The organism is Neobacillus terrae (genome assembly GCF_011393025.1).
Classification (GTDB): domain Bacteria; phylum Bacillota; class Bacilli; order Bacillales; family Cytobacillaceae; genus Neobacillus_A; species Neobacillus_A terrae.
Genome location: NZ_JAAOEO010000002.1, coordinates 416,840 through 436,409 on the forward strand (window position 1 = coordinate 416,840; position 19,570 = coordinate 436,409).

The following is a 19,570-nucleotide window of genomic DNA, read 5'->3' on the forward strand; positions in this document are numbered from 1 at the left end:
AATTATATGTCGAAGAGACTCGAATGATAGAAACCCATTTTTGGAGGAAGTTATGGCTGCTTATACGCCGATGATGCAACAATACTTAAAAGTGAAGGCAGAGTATCAGGATGCCTTTTTATTTTTTCGCTTAGGCGATTTTTATGAAATGTTTTTTGATGATGCCATTAAAGCATCACAGGAGCTTGAAATTACTTTGACTAGCAGAGAGGGTGGCATGGAGGAGCGAATTCCGATGTGCGGTGTCCCATATCACTCAGCTGCCAATTATATTGAACAATTGATTGAAAAAGGTTATAAAGTGGCGATTTGTGAGCAAACAGAAGATCCGAAGCAGGCGAAGGGTGTAGTCCGCCGTGAGGTTGTTCAGTTGATTACACCGGGAACCGTGATGGAGGGCCGTGGATTATCTGATAAGGAAAATAACTATCTCGCATCTGTGTCAGCCTTTACCGACGGAACCTATGGTTTTGCTTACAATGATTTATCCACTGGTGAAAGCCGGGTCACTCTATTAGCTGGCGGCTTTGATGAAGTGCTGAACGAGCTTGCGGTACTTGGGGCCAAGGAAGTCGTTATTAGCAGCAGCTTTGACGGGGAGCTTCAGAAGAAAATGCGCGAGCGGGATGTTCTTGCTCTTTCTTTTGAAGACAATACACAGGTAGAGCAGCATTTTGCCGAGTTAGCTAAAGGCTTGAATCAAGATAAAATGCTCGAGACAGCTGCAAGGCTGATTAACTATTTATACCGTACACAAAAAAGAAGTCTTGACCATCTTCAGCCAGTTGTTACCTATCAAATCCATCAATATATGAAAATAGATTATTATTCTAAACGGAATCTAGAATTAACAGAAACCATTCGTTCTAAAGGAAAAAAAGGTTCGTTGTTATGGCTTTTGGACGAAACGATGACTGCTATGGGTGGAAGAACGCTCAAGCACTGGATCGACAGGCCTTTAATTGACCGGGAAGAGATCGAGAGACGTCATGCACTGGTAGAAACTTTTATTAATGGTTATTTTGAGAGGCAGGAGCTTCGTGAAAAATTAAAAGAAGTTTATGATTTGGAGCGGCTTGCAGGACGGGTTGCGTTTGGAAACGTAAATGCACGCGACCTTGTTCAATTAAAGCGTTCTTTAATGCAAATTCCTTTTTTACAAGAGGTAATGGGAAGGTTTGGAACTGTAGAAACTCGCCAGCTTGCTGATAAGCTGGACCCTTGTGAGGATGTAACAGACCTCCTTGATAGAGCCATTGTTGAAAATCCGCCGCTATCTTTAAAGGATGGAAACATCATTCAGGACGGTTACCACGAACAGCTTGACCAGTACCGGGATGCGAGCCGAAACGGTAAGACCTGGATCGCTCAGCTTGAGCGCCAAGAGAGGGAAAAAACCGGAATTAAGTCCTTAAAGATAGGCTACAACCGCGTTTTTGGCTACTATATCGAAGTGACAAGAGCTAATCTTCATCTTCTCCAGGAAGGTCAGTACGAAAGAAAACAAACGCTGACCAATGCAGAGCGTTACATTACTCCTGATTTGAAGGAAAAAGAGTCATTAATCCTTCAGGCTGAGGAAAAATGCGGTGAGCTGGAGTATGAACTTTTTACAGAAATTCGCGAAACGATAAAAGAATACATTCCAAGACTGCAGGCTCTTGCCAAAACAGTCAGCGAACTAGATGTCCTTCAATGCTTTGCGGAGGTAAGTGAAAACAGGCATTATGTAAAGCCAGTATTCTCCAATGAACGCAGAATCGTCATTAAAGAAGGAAGGCACCCTGTTGTTGAAAAGGTTCTTAATACACAGGAATACGTTCCAAATGATTGCTTTATGAACTCCGAGCGGGAGGTCCTGCTGATTACAGGTCCGAATATGTCCGGTAAAAGTACTTATATGCGCCAGATTGCACTTACTGCGATTCTTGCTCAGATAGGCTGCTATGTACCTGCTTCCGAGGCAGTATTGCCTGTATTTGATCAGGTGTTTACACGGATTGGAGCTGCTGATGACCTGATTTCAGGACAAAGTACCTTTATGGTGGAAATGCTTGAAGCGAGAAACGCGATCCAAAATGCGACTCAAAGCAGTTTGATTTTATTCGATGAAATCGGCAGGGGCACCTCCACGTATGACGGAATGGCGCTGGCGCAGGCGATTATTGAATATATTCATGACAGAATCGGAGCAAAAACCTTATTCTCCACGCATTATCATGAACTGACCGTTCTAGAAGAGGAACTCGATAATCTTAAAAATGTCCATGTCAGTGCGATTGAACATAATGGAAAAGTTGTTTTTCTTCATAAAATCAAAGAAGGACCGGCTGACAAGAGCTACGGAATTCATGTAGCACAGCTGGCTGATCTTCCGCCAGAACTGATTAAGCGTGCGAATGAAATTTTAATGGCACTTGAACAGCCTTCTTATCAGGCAGTCCCAGTTGCTGCAGCTGTAATGGCCAGTGAGCCTTCAGCTGTTGCGGTGGAAGAAACGGTTCCTGTGCACGATACGAAAGAAACAGCACAGCTATCATTTTTTGATGAAGAGCCTAAAGAAACAAAGAAACATGAACCTTCTGCTAAGGAAAAAAGAGTCCTTGATCAAATAAAGCACTTGGATATACTGGACCTTACTCCATTGCAGGCGATCAATACACTTTATGAAATCCAAAAGAAACTAAAGAACTAACCGGGGGGTAAGAGGCCGTGGGTAAAATTATTCAGCTGGACGATGCATTATCGAATAAAATTGCAGCCGGAGAGGTTGTTGAACGGCCTGCTTCGGTTGTAAAGGAAATAGTTGAAAATGCCATTGATGCTGGAAGCACCGTCATCGAGATTGAGGTGGAGGAGGCTGGCCTTGCTAAAATCCGGATTACCGACAATGGAGACGGAATCGAAGAAGAGGATGTTCTCACAGCCTTCCAGCGGCATGCGACAAGCAAGATAAAAAATGAAACGGACCTTTTCAGAATCAGGACATTGGGATTTAGAGGCGAGGCTCTGCCGAGTATTGCTTCTGTTTCCCGTCTTGAAATGAAAACCTCGACAGGCGAAGGGGCGGGACACCGGGTTGTCATTGAAGGCGGCAAGGTGGAAACCTTCGAAAAATCATCAAGCCGAAAAGGCACCGATCTGACAATTACTGATTTGTTTTTTAATACTCCAGCACGGTTAAAGTATATGAAAACCATCCATACAGAGCTCGGAAATATTACGGATGTGGTTAACCGCTTAGCTCTTTCTCACCCGGAGATATCCTTTCGCCTGATTCATAATGAGCGTAAGCTGCTGCATACAAATGGAAACGGGGATGTCCGCCAGGTACTAGCAGCCATTTATGGCCTCAGTATCGCAAAACAATTAATCCCGATTTCCGGACGTTCCCTTGATTATACTATTTCTGGGTATGCATCCATGCCCGAAGTGACAAGGGCATCCAGAAATTATATTTCTACCATGATTAATGGGCGTTTTATCCGGAATTATGCTATGGCAAAGGCAATTCAGGAAGGGTACCATACACTTCTCCCAATTGGCCGGTATCCTATTGTTCTCTTAAACATCGAAATGGATCCGCTTTTGGTAGATGTGAATGTTCATCCATCTAAAATGGAGGTCCGCATCAGTAAGGAAGCGGAACTGAGTGAACTGATAACCAAGACCATTAAGGAAGCCTTTAAAAGAAAGGAATTAATTCCTTCAGGTGCTCCTGTTAACAAAAAAGAAAAGCCAATGTCAGAACAGACTACTCTGTCCTTTGATACTTATAATCCGACGCCAATGGCCAGGACGGAAACGGAAACTGTTCCGCCAGCAGTCATTATGTCTGGTCTGGACGCGGCTCTAAAGGTACTTGAAACTAAGGTGCCTATCCAAAGCGCAGCAGTTCAAAAAGAAGAAACAACCTTAGAGTCAGAGCTGGTAAATGATTTGGAGCCTGAAATCGAATCTTATGATTTTGATGAAGAAGAAACAGCCGATTTTGTAGAAGAGGAGACTCCTGTTCAGCAGCCTGAGAGCCGGGTGCCTCCGATGTACCCTATCGGACAAATGCATGGAACCTATATCTTTGCCCAAAATGAGCGGGGCCTCTATATTATTGACCAGCATGCAGCCCAGGAGCGGCTTAAATATGAATACTTCAGAGAGAAAGTGGGACAGGTGGAAAGGGAGCTTCAGGAAATGCTCGTTCCTCTCACACTGGAATACTCCTCTGATGAATGTATAAAGATAGTAGAAAACAGAGAAGAACTGGAACAGGTTGGGATTTTTCTAGAGGAATTCGGACTTAATAGCTTTATAGTCCGGGCTCATCCACAGTGGTTTCCAAAGGGCGAGGAAAAGGAAGTTATTGAGGAAATTATTGAACAGCTTTTATCCATGAAAAAAGTCGATATTAAAAAGCTGCGAGAAGAGTCGGCCATTATGATGAGCTGTAAAGGCTCGATTAAAGCAAACCGCCATCTTCGGAATGATGAAATTCAAACACTGCTCAATGATTTAAGGAAGGCATCCGATCCATTCACCTGCCCTCATGGAAGACCAATTATTGTCCATTATTCAATTTATGAAATGGAGAAAATGTTTAAGAGGGTAATGTAAATACTTAAATAGAAAGCATATGTATCTAACAGATACATATGTTTTTTTGACTTTTTTCATTAAAATTATTTCTGGAAGGTTTAGGAAACAATTGTAACGTAAGTGATATACTTAATATACAAAGTTAATCTGCTTGGGAAGAAAGAGGTGGGAGATTGTTTGTTTTTGGACTGCTGACAACAATTTTGCCCGTTGTGATTATTGTTTTTGCCATTGCATTTGTCGCGAAAAACAAAGAGAAGGGGGATGAAAGAGTGATTAGGCATTTATATACGTATTTAGTGCTGTTCGCAACACTGATGATGGTGATTGGCGGAGGAATTTCCATCTTTATGGCTGCGGCTGACATGGTAAGTCCGTCAGGTTATTACCAAAACTATCAGGATTATCATCAAATGAGAGTATCGGAAAAAGTGGGAACAAAAACGACTGTGTCCGAGGAGAAAATACGCAAAGATTATGACCAAATGGTGGAAGATGAAAAAGCGCGAACGAAGGAAAACGCCAAAAACCAAATAATAAAAAGCCTTGGATTCATCGTCATACCGCTGCCCATTTTCCTTTATTTTAATAAAATGAGAAAGAAACAAAGCGATATATAACGCAAAAAACTGCAGAGAGCGCTCTGCAGTTTTTTGTTTAGTTATCTTTTTCCGTGTCTAGCACCAGCACCCAGCGAGTTAATAAGTCAACACCAAGGTGCCCTGTACCATAGCTTGTTGCTGGAGGGGATGTTCAGCTCGCCAAGGTCAGGGAAGCATGTCCAGAAGTTTTTCAGGTAATTGCTTTACCGAAATGGTGCTTCCGATACTTATTTAATTGCTGTTTGCAGTTTGTTGATGTACTGAAGGGCTTTGCCTGTACCGATGGCTACAGATTCAAGCGGGCTAGGAGCTAAGTGTACAGGCACAACGATCTCCTTGCTAAGCCATTCTTCCATTCCTTTCATCAATGCGCCGCCGCCAGTTAAAATTACCCCACGGTCTACGATGTCACCGCTTAGTTCAGCTGGGCAGTCTTCAAGAGTTGCACGAATTGCTTCGAGGATATGAAGAAGTGATTCTTTAAGCGCGCCGCGAATTTCATAGGAAGATAAAGTGATTGTTTTTGGCAGGCCTGTTACAAGGTCACGGCCTCTAACCTCCATAGTAAGTTCGTCATGGTCAACAAGCCCATATCCGATTTCCATTTTAATATTTTCTGCCGTTCTTTCACCGATCAGCACATTATACTCTTTGCGGACGTATTGAATAATATCATCATCTAGTCTGTCTCCGCCGATGCGGATAGAATGGCAGGCAACAACACCGCCAAAAGAAATGATAGCAACCTCAGTTGTTCCGCCGCCGATATCAACGATCACGTTTGCAACAGGCTCATCAACAGGAAGTCCTGCACCAATCGCAGCAGCAACCGGCTCCTCGATTAAATGAATCTTTTTTGCACCGGCATTGCGGACTGCATCATGGATTGCACGGCGTTCAACAGAAGTAGAGCCTGATGGTGTGCAGACGACAACATTTGGCTTACGGATGGCAAACCCCAACTTTTTGGAAGCCTTTCTCATAATATGCTTCAGCAAATCAGTAGTCATATCATAATCGGCAATAACCCCATCTTTTAATGGACGGATGGCAACAATTTTACCAGGAGTTTTTCCGATCATTTCTTTTGCTTCGCGTCCAACAGCGAGGACATTCTTTGTTTCTGTATCAATGGCAACAACGGAAGGCTCATTTAGAGCAATTCCTTTATTTTTGCTATATACCAATATGTTCGCAGTTCCTAAATCAATTCCAATTTCAGAAGAAGATAACATTATTTTTCACCTTTTTTCACTTATTTTTTTCTGGAAAGGCCGCTCCCTAAGCAGACATTTTGCGGCTTTGGGATAATTAATATTCATAATAAAGTTATTAACATGATAAACTTCTAATTACTCTAACACGATTTTGGGGGTATTTTGTCGATTGTAACTAAAACGTTATTTAATTGTAATGAATCAAGAAAAAATTTCTTTTAAAGGAAAAATTGTAAGCTAAACAGCATAAAAACTGGATTTATAGCCAATAATAGTTTGATGTTCTACTGCTTTTCTATTTTTGTGTTACCATATTAAAATATAGGGAAAAAAGCCCGACAAGAAAAAGCAGATAAAGGCAGTGTGAGGGAAGTGGAAGCCAAGCAAAAATTAATTGTCATTATCGGACCAACAGCAGTTGGGAAAACGAAATTAAGCATTGAGCTTGCAAGGCGCTTTAATGGAGAAATTATCAGCGGTGATTCCATGCAGGTATACCGGAGAATGGATATAGGCACCGCAAAAATAAAGGAATCAGAGATGGAAGGGATTCCTCATCATTTAATTGATATTAAAGAGCCCGAAGAGTCTTTCTCAGCAGCGGAGTTTCAGGGGATGGTCCGAAAAAAAATTGCCGAAATTGCCCAAAAAGGCAAAATGCCTATTATAGTCGGCGGTACGGGATTATATATTCAGTCCGTCATTTATGATTATCAATTTTCAGATGCTCCTTCTGATCCCTCGTTTCGGGAAGAGCTTGAGCGTCAGGCCGGAGAAATCGGCAATGAGGCATTACATAAGAAGCTGGAAGCTGTCGATCCTGAGAGCGCCAGCCGCATTCACCCTAATAATGTAAGAAGAGTGATTCGGGCATTGGAAATTTATCATTGTACAGGGAAAAGGATGGGAGATTTTCAATCTAATCAAGAGCCGGAACTTCTATATGATACAGCCCTCATAGGCTTAACAATGGAACGTGAAAAATTATACGGCCGTATCAATTTACGTGTAGACCTAATGATGGAAGAAGGGCTTTTGGAAGAAGTGGAAAGCCTTTATCATCAAGGGATTTCAGGCTGTCAGTCCATCCAGGCAATTGGCTACAAAGAGATTTACGAATACCTGGAGGGGAAAAGTTGTTTGGAGACAGCTATAGAAAATTTAAAACAAAATTCTCGAAACTATGCAAAAAGACAGCTAACCTGGTTTCGAAATAAGATGAATGTGGAATGGTTTGATATGACAGATACTGATATGGCTTCAAAAAAAATAAATGAAATTTCTCAGTATGTGGAAGGAAAGCTACATCTGAAATCGAATACATATTAGTAGAGATAAAAGAGGAGGATTTACAGATGAAAACGACAATTAATATTCAGGATCAATTTTTGAACCAATTGCGCAAGGATGGCATAAGCGTTACCGTGTTCCTTTTAAACGGTTTCCAATTAAGAGGCCAAATTAAAGGTTTTGACAACTTTACTGTTCTGTTTGAATCAGAAGGCAAACAGCAGCTTGTATATAAGCACGCTATTTCCACTTTTGCTCCACAGCGCAATGTTCAGCTTGACCTTGAAGGACAACAATAATTTATTGAATAGTCAGGACCCCTTAGCAGCAAAGGGGTCCTTTTTATTTTGCGAAAAAGATTCAACTTGTGCTCGTCTTTGTTACTTGCCTGGCTACTGGTTCGGCGGCTATTGGCAATAACCTGTCTCAGCTGCAATTAGTCAACATAGACCTTCTCCAATGTATTGTGCCCCCAAATGCTCAGGAGGAAGGAAAAGGGGTAACTATTACCACTCCGTCTTGTTTCCCTGATTTCAATGGTGGCAACTGCCTGCAGCACAAAGAAGGCTTCACTAGCTTTTACATTGCATGTAGGAAAAGCACAGCTATTTCGAGAATATGGCGGATGTAATTTCATCAAGGCACTTACATAGCTAAACGGGCACCTCCGCCTTTCTTTTGCTCATGTTTTTCCCATATACAGAATACACATAGTATGAAGAAGTATTTCTCAGGAAAGCGCATGATTAGACAATTACAAGAAAAAGCAGCAGGAAAAAGCAGGATTTTGTCAATTAAAGAAGCCGTCCATCCTATTATATAGAGAAGGAAATGGGATACCACCGGGCTTTTGTCACGCATAAAGCATAATGGCGTATACTGTTTGCAGATTGAGAGGTGAAGGCTTTGGACCAACCAATGCGTATGAAAAGTAACGGTCAAATCAGCATAATGCTAAACTCACAAAAAAGAACCATTCATAAAGAAGCTCCTGAATCAATAGTCGTTCAAAAGGCAATACCCGCCGAGCACACTGCACTAAAGGAAATTGAAACAGAACTTGGTGCCCTTGTTGGCATGGAGGAAATGAAGAGAACCATTAAAGAAATTTATGCATGGATATATGTTAATAAAAAACGCGAAGAGAGTGGGCTAAAAGCCAAAAAGCAAGCGCTTCATATGATGTTTAAAGGAAACCCTGGAACAGGTAAAACAACCGTAGCAAGGCTGGTTGGAAAGCTTTTTCACAAAATGAATGTCCTTTCGAAGGGCCATTTGATTGAAGCAGAACGTGCCGACCTGGTTGGAGAGTATATTGGGCATACAGCACAAAAAACAAGAGATTTGGTCAAAAAGGCACTTGGAGGGATTTTATTTATCGATGAAGCCTATTCGCTTGGGAGGGGCGGCGAAAAGGATTTTGGGAAAGAAGCAATCGACACCCTCGTTAAGCATATGGAAGATAAACAGCATGAATTTATTTTAATCCTCGCGGGATATTCGGATGAAATGGAATATTTTCTTACCTTAAACCCCGGGCTCCATTCACGCTTTCCTCTGGTCATTGATTTCCCGGATTACAATATCGACCAGCTGATGGAGATTGCTCATATCATGCTGAAGGAAAGAGAGTATTCATTAAGCCATGAGGCGGAGAGAAGACTTCGTGAACATCTTGTCTGGATTAAAACGATCATCGGAGAGAATCACTTTTCAAATGGGAGATATATAAGGAACATCATTGAAAAATCGATACGGGCACAGGCCATGAGACTGCTGATGAATAACAGCTATGACCGTTACGAACTGATGACCTTAAGGAGTAATGATTTAATATTTGAAGAAGACTAAGACCCGGAATGGGTCTTTTTATTTTTACATACATAAAAAGCTTGCGACCTTATAGAAAGTCGGCAAGCTTCATTAGGAATTACTTATTTACGTACTGCATCAGCGTTTCTGGATCAAAACCCAGGACCCAGTGGCCATTTACCTTTGTCTGAGGTACGCCCATCTGTCCGGTCTCCTGTACTAGTTTTTGCGCTGCATCAGCATCCATCTGCACATTTACTTCTTTGTAGGTTAATCCTTGAGCCTCAAGGAATTCTTTCATCATTGTGCAGTACGGTCAAGTATTAGTTGAATAAACAGTAATATCATTCATTTTGTATGCCTCCTTAAATTTTTTATACCCTTAAAGGTATAGTAAAATGATCCGGTAATGCTGTCAATTAACCTAACCAGCTTTTACAAAAAAAGAATTACCTGCATACCCTTTGTTTTTCCCTTCTTTTAATAAAAAAAACAAACCCCGTTTCTATCCTGGGTTTGTCGACTACAACATTTTTTAATTCTCGTGAACCCGCTTAACGGGGAGCTTCCAATCATACGTGTACGATAGAACCCTTAAAGCTGTAATGATCACAAACAAAGAATACAGCTCGGCTGGACTGTCAGCAATTTTCAAACCAATCGCCATTCCCGCCATAATGGCCCACACGGCATATATTTCTGAACGCAGTACAATCGGCTTTCGGCCAGCGAGCAGGTCTCGAATGATTCCGCCGCCAATTCCTGTAAGAACTGCTGCAACAATGACGGCACTTAAAGGGTGGCCCATTTTTGATGCATATAAAGCACCCTGGATGGCAAAGGCAGACAAGCCGATCGCATCAAACAAATTGCCCCATTTTTGCCAGTGCTTTAATAGATTCATAGGGAATAAGAAAACAGCTGTCATCGAAAGCAAAGCAATTTGAAAAAATAACCCCTGGTTCCACAAAGCTGAAACCGGTACACCAATTAATAAATTTCGTATCGCACCACCGCCAAAGGCAGTGACAATCCCTAAAATATAAACTCCTAAAATATCATATTCTTCTTCCATGGCAATAATTGCTCCGCTGATTGCGAATGCCACTGTGCCAATCATGCTTAGTACTTCCCACGTCATTCCTTTTTATCTGCCCCTCGTAATCGTTTTCAAATACAAATTATATTGATTTTATCACGTGTCCCTGTATTTTCAATCTTTTTTTTTAAAAATGTTGAAAGAGGGCAAATAAGTGAAAAATTAGAGTATCCACAAACTTTTTGATATGATGAAAAAAGATTATTCAACGGAAAGTAGGGGTTCCATTGGAACAAAAAACAGATCTGGAAAAAGCAATACTTGTTGGCTGCCAGACAACCAATGAAGATGACCTGAGGTTTCAATATTCCATGGAGGAGCTTGTTTCCTTAACTGAGACAGCAAAAGGTGAAGTCCTGCTATCAGTTATTCAAAAGAGGGAGAGGGTTCATCCTGCAACATATATCGGAAAAGGGAAAGTGGAGGAATTAAAAGCACTCGTTGATGAAATGGAAGCTGATTTGGTTATTTTTAATGACGAGCTTTCTCCAAGCCAAAAGCGGAATTTATCATCAGCGCTCGAAGCGCGAATTATCGACAGGACCCAGCTAATCCTCGATATTTTTGCACAAAGAGCCCGCTCCAAAGAAGGTAAGCTTCAGGTAGAATTGGCACAGCTTCAATATTTGCTTCCTCGGCTTGCTGGCCAGGGTATAGCGATGTCCAGGCTGGGGGCGGGAATTGGAACAAGAGGTCCCGGTGAAACGAAACTGGAAGCGGACCGCCGCCATATCCGCCGCCGCATCGATGATATTAAATCACAGCTGAATGTGATTGTTCATCACCGCGATCGTTACAGGGAAAGACGGAAGAAAAATAAGACCTTCCAAATCGCTATCGTTGGTTACACAAATGCTGGAAAGTCCACACTTTTTAACCGTCTGTCAGAAGCAGATTCCTATGAAGAGAACCAGCTGTTTGCGACTCTCGATCCAATGACCAGAAAGGTCATTCTGCCAAGCGGATTTTTGGCTCTTATTACAGATACGGTTGGATTTATTCAGGATTTGCCAACTGCCCTCATTGCAGCCTTCCGCTCCACTCTTGAGGAGGTTAAGGAAGCGGACTTATTGCTGCATGTTGTCGATATGGCAAACCCGGACTATTTTCAGCATGAAAAAACGGTAAACCATCTATTAGATGAGCTTGATATTAAAGATATCCCGCAGCTGACTGTTTATAATAAAAGGGATATTCAGCATCCGGATTTTGTACCGACTGCGCAAACGCCAACAGCCTTTATCAGTGCTTATGACGTTGAAGATCGAAATGCGTTAAAGAAAAAGATAGAAGAGCTAGTAATAGAAGGGATGGAAGCCTACAGCGTGAAAGTTCCTTCAACAGAAGGCAAGCTCCTTTCACAATTAAAAAATGAAACCATCCTGAGGGAACTGACTTTTAATGAGCAATTTCAGCTGTATGAATGCAAAGGGTACTCTTTAAGAGACCACCATATAACAGGGCAGCTGCAAAAATATAGTGTTTAGATAAGGGGTCGCATCATGTTTCAACAATTAAAATACGGGGAGAAGCTTCAGACAATTGTAAAGGATGTTGAGATCCAGATTGCTGAGGTTCATAAAGAGATAGACGGAAGAATTGATACGAATCAATTCAGGGTGTTACAAAGCTTTCAAAAGCACAGGGTAAGCGACTCGCATTTTATCCCTTCTACCGGTTATGGATACGATGATACCGGAAGAGATACGCTTGAAGCCATTTATGCAGATGTTTTTGGAGGAGAGGCGGGGCTGGTCCGCCCGCAGATCATTTCAGGGACGCATGCCATATCCATTGCCTTATTTGGCGTATTAAGACCTGGGGATGAACTTCTTTATATCACAGGAAAGCCTTATGATACCCTTGAGGAAATTGTGGGCATTCGCGGGAACGGAGTAGGTTCTTTAAAAGAATTCGGAATCTCCTACAACAGCGTTTCTCTAACAGAAGAAGGCAAAATTGATTGGGGTGCTGTGGCGAACGCAATTAAGCCAAACACGAAAATGATCGGCATACAGCGGTCAAAGGGTTATGCGGTCAGACCGTCCTTTACGGTAGCAGAAATAGGGGAAATGATTCGTTTTGTAAAAGAAATTAAAAACGATGTAGTGGTTTTTGTTGATAACTGCTATGGCGAATTTGTGGAGGATATCGAACCATGCCATGCAGGGGCAGACCTGATGGCGGGTTCTTTAATAAAAAATCCCGGCGGAGGAATTGCTAAAACAGGCGGTTACATTGTTGGAAAAAAACAATGGGTGGAAGCTTGTTCCTACCGGATGACATCTCCGGGAATCGGTGCAGAAGCCGGAGCGTCACTGTACAGCCTCCAGGAAATGTACCAGGGTTATTTCTTGGCTCCCCATGTTGTGGGGCAGGCACTTAAGGGAGCCGTTTTTACTGCAGCCATGCTTGAACAACTAGGTATGAATTCTTCGCCAAAGTGGAATGCCAAACGGACAGATTTAATCCAATCCGTTCAATTCGATGATAAAGACAAAATGGTGGCTTTTTGCCAGGCAATCCAATTTGCTTCACCTGTAAACTCTCATGTGACTCCTTACCCAAGCTATATGCCTGGATATGAAGATGATGTGATCATGGCAGCAGGTACATTTATTCAGGGGGCAAGTATTGAACTAACCGCTGACGGGCCAACAAGGCCGCCTTTTGTTGCTTATGTTCAGGGAGGTCTGACTTACTCCCATGTCAAAATGGCGGTTTGTCTCGCACTAAGCTCTTTGGCGGAAAAAGGTTTAATTGATTTAAATTAGGTTAACTTAAAGGAGGGCTGCTTAGGTTGTCCTCTTTTTTTATTAATTTTTTCATGTCAGAAAACCTAACATAAGTTTGACATCTTACCTAACATGCCATATAATACCCCTATAAAGCAGTAAAAGGGAGGAGAAATCTTGGCCGGTAATGAAATTCGCCGTTCCATGCCGCTGTTTCCCATTGGAATCGTCATGCAGCTGACAGAACTGACAGCCAGGCAAATCCGATATTATGAAGAGCATAAACTGATTTCTCCCGCAAGAACAGAGGGAAACAGGCGGATGTTTAGTTTAAATGACATTGATAGGCTGCTGGAAATTAAAGACCTGATTGACCGGGGCATAAATATGGCCGGAATTAAAGAGGTCTTTGCCGTTAAGGAAAACCAGACAGCTACTGCCGAAATGGAAAAGCAGGCAGAAAAAGCAAGGCGCGAATTATCCGATGATGAATTAAGAAAAATACTGCGCAGCGAGCTGCAGCATGCTGGAAGATTTAATCGATCATCATTGAGGCAAGGGGATATGTCCCGATTTTTCCAATAGGGAAAACATGACATAGAAGCAAAGCAATTATTCTATTACTTTTTTTAACAGGAGGAATTTAGGAAATGGCAAAGTTTTCAAGAGAAGATATTCAAAGAATAACTAAAGAAGAAAATGTAAAGTTTATCCGCCTTCAATTTACTGACATCCTTGGAACTATCAAGAACGTGGAGATTCCGGTAAGTCAGCTTGAAAAGGCGCTTGATAATAAAATGATGTTTGACGGCTCTTCCATCGAAGGTTTTGTTCGTATCGAAGAATCTGATATGCTGTTATATCCAGATCTTAATACATTCGTAATCTTCCCTTGGACAGCTGAAAAAGGTAAAGTAGCACGTTTAATTTGTGATATCTATACTCCGGAAGGCGAGCCTTTTGAAGGAGATCCACGTAATAACCTGCGCCGAATCCTTGATGAAATGAAAGAACTTGGATTCACAAACTTTAACCTTGGACCTGAGCCAGAATTCTTCCTGTTTAAATTAGATCAAGCTGGGGAACCAACACTTGAATTAAACGATAAAGGCGGATACTTTGACCTTGCTCCAACAGATCTTGGTGAAAACTGCCGTCGTGACATCGTTCTTGAGCTTGAGGAAATGGGCTTTGAAATCGAAGCTTCCCACCACGAGGTAGCTCCTGGACAGCACGAAATCGACTTTAAATACGCAGATGCTTTAACAGCATGTGACCAAATTCAAACTTTTAAGCTTGTTGTAAAAACAATCGCTCGTAAGCACGGATTACACGCAACCTTCATGCCAAAACCATTGTTTGGCGTAAATGGTTCTGGTATGCACTGTAACCTTTCATTATTTAAAAACGGCGAAAATGCATTCTATGACACTTCTTCCGAATTGGAATTAAGTGAAAATGCCCGTCAATTTATTGCTGGTATCCTTAAGCACGCTCCAAGCTTTACAGCTGTAACAAACCCAACTGTAAACTCTTATAAGCGTCTGGTTCCTGGCTACGAGGCTCCATGTTATGTTGCATGGTCTGCAAGAAACCGTTCACCACTTATCCGTATTCCTGCATCACGCGGTCTAAGCACACGTGTAGAAGTGCGCAGCGTTGACCCAGCAGCGAATCCATATTTGGCGATGGCAGTTCTATTAAAAGCTGGACTTGATGGCATCAAAAACAAACTTACTCCTCCAGCTCCAGTAGACCGCAACATCTATGTAATGAACAAAGAAGAGCGCATTGAAGAAGGTATCATCGATCTTCCTGCAACTCTTGCACAAGCTCTTGACCAGCTGAAGAAAGACGAAGTTATTGTTTCAGCACTTGGCGGACACATCTTCGAACACTTCGTGGAAGCGAAAGAGATCGAATGGGATATGTTTAGAACTCAAGTTCACCCATGGGAACGCGAGCAATACATGAGCATGTACTAAGATATTTTAAGAACCCTCGGCACTTTGGTGCTGGGGGTTTTTTTATTTTTAAAAAAGAGGTTGAGAGCCGGTACAAGGGGGTAAATTTTAGACAAGCAGTTTACTTATTAAAAATTGACCGCTAATGCTGATAGATAGAAGGAGAAAGCGATGAAGAACCAGACGATGATGCAGTTTTTTGAATGGCACGTAGACGCAGACGGAAACCATTGGAACAGGCTCAAAGAAGCAGCCGCAGAATTAAAGATGAGAGGAATTGACTCCATTTGGATTCCACCCGCAACAAAAGGCCAGTCAGCAGAGGATACTGGTTACGGTGTTTATGATCTTTATGATCTTGGCGAATTTGACCAAAAAGGAACAGTAAGAACAAAGTATGGAACAAAAGAAGAGCTTTTGGCGGCGATTGATGAATGCCATATGAACAATATAAAGGTTTGCATGGATATTGTCATGAACCACAAAGCGGCAGCTGATGACACGGAGTTATTTAAGGTTATCGAAGTGGATCCTCATGACCGAACAAAGGAAATCTCAGCACCTTTTGACATCGAAGGATGGACCAAATTCGATTTCCCGGGCAGAGGTGATCAATACTCAACCTTTAAATGGAACTTTGAACATTTTAATGGAACAGATTATGATAATAAAACAGAAAGAGTCGGTGTTTACCGGATTTGCGGTGACGATAAGAATTGGAATGAAAATGTAGACAGTGAATTTGGCAACTACGATTATTTGATGTTTGCCAATATAGACTACAATCGCGAAGATGTCAGGGAAGAAATGACAAGATGGGGCAAATGGCTCTATGATGCAACTCATTGTGACGGCTTTCGTCTCGATGCTATTAAACATATAAACCATGATTTTATTAGACAATTTGTTATAGAAATGATGCTTCATTGCGGAAAGGATTTCTACGTTGTAGGAGAGTTCTGGAATCCTGAGTTGGAGGCATGCCGAAACTTCCTTGATAACATTGAATTTAAAATCGATTTATTCGATGTTTCCCTGCATTACAAGCTTCATGAAGCTTCTATAAAGGGCCGTGAGTTTGATTTATCAACGATTTTTGATGACACTCTTGTAAAATCACATCCACTTAATGCAGTGACATTTGTGGATAATCATGATTCACAGCCGCACGAAGCCCTTCAGTCCTGGGTTGAACCCTGGTTTAAACCGAGTGCCTATGCGCTCATTCTTCTGCGCCAGGAAGGCTTACCATGCATCTTTTACGGAGATTATTACGGTATCAAAGGGCCTGAACCTCGCGATGGAATGAAGGATATCATCGATAGGCTTCTCTATGCAAGACAGTTTAAAGCCTACGGAGAACAGGTAGATTACTTTGATCATTCAAATACCATTGGATGGGTGCGGAAAGGAATCCCTGCCGTGCAGAACTCAGGTTGTGCTGTTGTAGTATCCAATGGTGACAATGGTGAAAAAACAATGAATGTAGGCGAGGAACGAGCTGGCGAAGTGTGGGTTGATATCACCCATTCAAGGGAGGAGAAAATTACAATCGGGGAGGATGGCAGTGCCACATTCCCGGTAAATGGCGGCTGCTTGTCCGTATGGGCTGTGTGTGAGCAGGAATAAATGTTTGGTTCGGTGAGGCGTTCCTTTGGGACGCCTTTTTGACATACGTTACGGGGTATTTTGAGGTGGTAATACTAATTTATAATGGGTTTTTATAAAAAAATGTATTCAACATGAGACATTTTTGATAGAAAAAGAGTTTTTTAGTTTAATATTCAATACTTTTAATAAAGAAAAAGAGTTTTTCGTTGGTTATACCCTCTGGGTAGAGAAGAAATGCCCGAATTTATCGAAGAAATGCCCGATTTTTCTGAGGAAATGCCCGAGTTGATCGAGTAAATGCATGGCTTAGTCTAAGAATGCCTGTCTTCATTCGGTTATACCCGAATAAAGACAATTATAAGAACATCTGGTTATTTCTTTGGCAATCCGACTAATATGTACTTCCTGATTGTCTTCAGAATCAGGTAGTGATAGGGATTTATGATAAGGGGAGGAATCTAGAGGAACAAGTTATTAGGCTGGGGAGGGAAATGGAAGGTGGTATATGTATTTCCCTATTATTTTTAAAAAGAAGCAGCTGACACTTCCGGAAAGTTTTTTGATCCAGTCAGCAATTGATACTGATAAATAAAATAATCCAGCTCCTGGCTGGCTTCAACGGTTACTTCGTTAATTAAACCGAGCTGCTGTCCTTTGTCGATTAAATCAATTCTCAAGTATTCGATATAAATCTTTAGTTCAAAAGGAGAAAAAATCAGTGAGTTTTCCATCATCCAACCTCTTTTTACAAAAATAGACATCCGCACAACTGATTTTACCAAGTTCCGCTCCATTTTGAAACCCTTTATTGTAAACAAAAATCGACATAATCCATCATTCTTGCTCCGTGCACCGCGCCTTGAGCGCATCCCGCACTCCCTGGGATCAGTAATAAAGATCTCCTGCGCGATTTCTTAATCCAATAAGCTTATCTTCAGATTGTCGAAAAGCTGCATGTTTTCTAATCAAAAAAGGATCGGGTCACCATTGAATCTTTTATTCTCAAACAGAAAAGGATGTCCTTAATTGAGGGCATCCTTTTCAATTTTTCTTTTAAACCATTTCATTAATAAGGATGGTGATAACCGCCGCCATAATGGAACGGGCCATGGTGGTATCCTACAGGATAGTGTTGTGGGTATGGGTAATAAGGATGGTGATGATGGTATCCATATCCGTGACCATATGGGGGATAACCGTGATGCCAGCTTCCATGTGGCTGATATCCGGAAAACATATACGGGGGCATTTCCTCACCTCTTTTATTTATGGGTTAATTACACAGTATGAATAAAAGGTGAGCCGTGAGTTTGACCATTGCTAAAATCGGCGGTTAAGGGAAGTTGGGTTTTATCTCTATTTTCCGTGATGATTAGAGCCAAGAACATCAAATCTTCTTATGACAGCATCACCTCCATAACCCGCCAGGATCGAAAGGAAGGCCACCTGTACGGGTGAGGTTGGCTCCGCGTAGAGTATAACGAGGACAGAAGCGAGGGATCCCAAAGTCATTTCCAGTATAAAACCGGGGTACAAAAATTTCTTGGTGCGATAAGGCACTACAAGCTTTCCGTTCTTTCTCACATGACTGCAGATACCGACCATGCCACCTAATATGATTGAGAAAGCAATGTTGAAAAACATGAACTCCTCACACTCCCTTAAGCCTAAATATTTTTGTGACCTAAGGCTATTCGTGTTGTGTGTTCATTATATCGAAAAAGAAAAGTCTATACATGAGTTAAAATACTGAATTTTCCAAAAAGTAAAATAGTTCTAAATAACTGTATAAAAATACCAATCAGTTAAATTAGAATAATTTTAAACAAAAAAGGCGGGCATTTTGCACTGCCTCGCCTTAAATCGTTTAAAATCCTGGTTTTTATTATAAAGTCTATCTCCCTAGTGAATATCTCTATAAACACCAATAACCTTGCCCAAAATAGAGGCATTTCTTACAATAATCGGATCCATGGTTGAGTTCTCTGGCTGTAACCTGATATAGTCCTTTTCTTTGAAAAATCTCTTACAGGTTGCTTCATCTTCCTCGGTCATAGCGATTACGATATCACCGTTGTTAGCGGTGCTTTGCTGTTTAACAATAACATAGTCGCCATCCAGAATACCGGCTTCTATCATACTATTACCCATAATCTCAAGCATGAAGACATGCTCACTTGCTGCAGCGATTCGCTCTGGAAGGGGAAAGTATTCTTCTATATTTTCAATAGCAGTGATCGGCTGACCAGCTGTTACTTTACCGACAACAGGGACATTAATTACGCTTGCCCTAGGTATGTGCATACTTTCTTCAAGTTCCAATATTTCGATTGCTCTTGGTTTAGTTGGATCCCTGCGAATAAGCCCTTTGCTTTCCAGGCGGGCCAGGTGTCCGTGGACTGTAGAACTGGAAGCTAGTCCAACTGCTTCGCCTATTTCACGAACGGATGGCGGATATCCCTTTTTCTTAACTTCCCCTTTGATAAAGTCAAGGATATCCTGCTGCCGCTTTGATAATTTTGCCATTTTGATTGCACCTCGTCTGGTTTTTGTTGACTTTATTATAACATGTTCCCATTTTTGATACAAACATAAGTTCGAATATTTTTGTTGACGCAAAACACATGTTCGATTTATAATCAAATCA

18 protein-coding genes are annotated in these 19,570 nt (G+C 41.6%); 12 read left to right on the forward strand and 6 right to left on the reverse strand.

Going from position 1 to position 19,570, the window contains the following annotated elements; all coding sequences use genetic code 11:
* Positions 1 to 52: 52 nt before the first annotated feature.
* The 3 genes from mutS (at position 53) to G8761_RS04515 (ending at position 5,213) form a co-directional block, all read left to right on the forward strand.
* The gene (gene mutS / locus G8761_RS04505) at positions 53 to 2,695 is read left to right on the forward strand and encodes a DNA mismatch repair protein MutS (protein WP_166024078.1); all 2,643 of its coding nucleotides are present in this window, start codon (positions 53 to 55) and stop codon (positions 2,693 to 2,695) included.
* A 17-nt stretch (positions 2,696 to 2,712) separates the two neighbouring features.
* Positions 2,713 to 4,611, forward strand: coding sequence for a DNA mismatch repair endonuclease MutL (mutL, locus tag G8761_RS04510; protein ID WP_166024079.1), 1,899 nt, complete (start codon positions 2,713 to 2,715; stop codon positions 4,609 to 4,611).
* A gap of 155 nt (positions 4,612 to 4,766) precedes the next feature.
* The gene (locus tag G8761_RS04515) at positions 4,767 to 5,213 is read left to right on the forward strand and encodes a hypothetical protein (RefSeq protein ID WP_166024081.1); all 447 of its coding nucleotides are present in this window, start codon (positions 4,767 to 4,769) and stop codon (positions 5,211 to 5,213) included.
* A gap of 209 nt (positions 5,214 to 5,422) precedes the next feature.
* On the opposite strand, the gene mreBH is transcribed toward G8761_RS04515, so the two are convergent.
* Positions 5,423 to 6,430, reverse strand: coding sequence for a rod-share determining protein MreBH (gene mreBH, locus G8761_RS04520; RefSeq protein WP_166024084.1), 1,008 nt, complete (start codon positions 6,428 to 6,430; stop codon positions 5,423 to 5,425).
* A gap of 345 nt (positions 6,431 to 6,775) precedes the next feature.
* Between mreBH and miaA the strand changes: the two genes are divergently transcribed.
* The 3 genes from miaA to spoVK all read left to right on the forward strand — a co-directional run bounded on the left by miaA (position 6,776) and on the right by spoVK (position 9,553).
* The gene (miaA, locus tag G8761_RS04525; protein WP_166024086.1) at positions 6,776 to 7,741 is read left to right on the forward strand and encodes a tRNA (adenosine(37)-N6)-dimethylallyltransferase MiaA; all 966 of its coding nucleotides are present in this window, start codon (positions 6,776 to 6,778) and stop codon (positions 7,739 to 7,741) included.
* A 26-nt stretch (positions 7,742 to 7,767) separates the two neighbouring features.
* Positions 7,768 to 8,001 (forward strand): RNA chaperone Hfq, encoded by a 234-nt coding sequence (gene hfq / locus G8761_RS04530; protein WP_027322433.1) that lies wholly within the window; start codon positions 7,768 to 7,770, stop codon positions 7,999 to 8,001.
* Positions 8,002 to 8,608: 607 nt separating this feature from the next.
* The gene (spoVK, locus tag G8761_RS04535; RefSeq protein ID WP_166024088.1) at positions 8,609 to 9,553 is read left to right on the forward strand and encodes a stage V sporulation protein K; all 945 of its coding nucleotides are present in this window, start codon (positions 8,609 to 8,611) and stop codon (positions 9,551 to 9,553) included.
* 79 nt (positions 9,554 to 9,632) lie between these two features.
* Here the strand turns inward: spoVK and G8761_RS04540 are convergent, their stop codons facing one another.
* Positions 9,633 to 9,866, reverse strand: coding sequence for a glutaredoxin family protein (locus tag G8761_RS04540; RefSeq protein ID WP_166024090.1), 234 nt, complete (start codon positions 9,864 to 9,866; stop codon positions 9,633 to 9,635).
* A 183-nt stretch (positions 9,867 to 10,049) separates the two neighbouring features.
* The gene (locus tag G8761_RS04545; RefSeq protein ID WP_166024092.1) at positions 10,050 to 10,655 is read right to left on the reverse strand and encodes a trimeric intracellular cation channel family protein; all 606 of its coding nucleotides are present in this window, start codon (positions 10,653 to 10,655) and stop codon (positions 10,050 to 10,052) included.
* A 185-nt stretch (positions 10,656 to 10,840) separates the two neighbouring features.
* Here G8761_RS04545 and hflX point away from each other — a divergent pair, with 185 nt between their 5' ends.
* The 5 genes from hflX (at position 10,841) to G8761_RS04570 (ending at position 16,941) form a co-directional block, all read left to right on the forward strand.
* Positions 10,841 to 12,100: a GTPase HflX gene (hflX, locus tag G8761_RS04550; protein WP_166024094.1), complete on the forward strand. Its 1,260-nt coding sequence runs from the start codon at positions 10,841 to 10,843 to the stop codon at positions 12,098 to 12,100.
* Between the two features lie 15 nt (positions 12,101 to 12,115).
* Positions 12,116 to 13,387, forward strand: a complete 1,272-nt coding sequence (locus G8761_RS04555; RefSeq protein WP_166024096.1) for a methionine gamma-lyase family protein — start codon at positions 12,116 to 12,118, stop codon at positions 13,385 to 13,387.
* 138 nt (positions 13,388 to 13,525) lie between these two features.
* Positions 13,526 to 13,933 (forward strand): MerR family transcriptional regulator, encoded by a 408-nt coding sequence (locus G8761_RS04560; protein ID WP_166024098.1) that lies wholly within the window; start codon positions 13,526 to 13,528, stop codon positions 13,931 to 13,933.
* Positions 13,934 to 13,998: 65 nt separating this feature from the next.
* Positions 13,999 to 15,333 carry a type I glutamate--ammonia ligase gene (glnA, locus tag G8761_RS04565; protein ID WP_166024100.1) on the forward strand — a complete coding sequence of 445 codons (1,335 nt, stop codon included), beginning with the start codon at positions 13,999 to 14,001 and terminating at the stop codon, positions 15,331 to 15,333.
* 150 nt (positions 15,334 to 15,483) lie between these two features.
* Positions 15,484 to 16,941, forward strand: a complete 1,458-nt coding sequence (locus G8761_RS04570; protein ID WP_166024102.1) for an alpha-amylase — start codon at positions 15,484 to 15,486, stop codon at positions 16,939 to 16,941.
* 506 nt (positions 16,942 to 17,447) lie between these two features.
* On the opposite strand, the gene G8761_RS04575 is transcribed toward G8761_RS04570, so the two are convergent.
* Positions 17,448 to 17,717 (reverse strand): aspartyl-phosphate phosphatase Spo0E family protein, encoded by a 270-nt coding sequence (locus G8761_RS04575; protein ID WP_166024104.1) that lies wholly within the window; start codon positions 17,715 to 17,717, stop codon positions 17,448 to 17,450.
* Between the two features lie 232 nt (positions 17,718 to 17,949).
* Here G8761_RS04575 and G8761_RS04580 point away from each other — a divergent pair, with 232 nt between their 5' ends.
* On the forward strand, positions 17,950 to 18,213 hold the full coding sequence (locus tag G8761_RS04580) for a hypothetical protein (protein ID WP_166024106.1): 264 nt from the start codon (positions 17,950 to 17,952) through the stop codon (positions 18,211 to 18,213).
* Positions 18,214 to 18,279: 66 nt separating this feature from the next.
* Here the strand turns inward: G8761_RS04580 and G8761_RS04585 are convergent, their stop codons facing one another.
* Together G8761_RS04585 and lexA are read right to left on the reverse strand one after the other, a co-directional pair.
* Positions 18,280 to 18,567 carry a DUF4257 domain-containing protein gene (locus tag G8761_RS04585; protein WP_166024108.1) on the reverse strand — a complete coding sequence of 96 codons (288 nt, stop codon included), beginning with the start codon at positions 18,565 to 18,567 and terminating at the stop codon, positions 18,280 to 18,282.
* A gap of 258 nt (positions 18,568 to 18,825) precedes the next feature.
* The gene (lexA, locus tag G8761_RS04590) at positions 18,826 to 19,449 is read right to left on the reverse strand and encodes a transcriptional repressor LexA (RefSeq protein ID WP_166024110.1); all 624 of its coding nucleotides are present in this window, start codon (positions 19,447 to 19,449) and stop codon (positions 18,826 to 18,828) included.
* Positions 19,450 to 19,570: the final 121 nt, after the last annotated feature.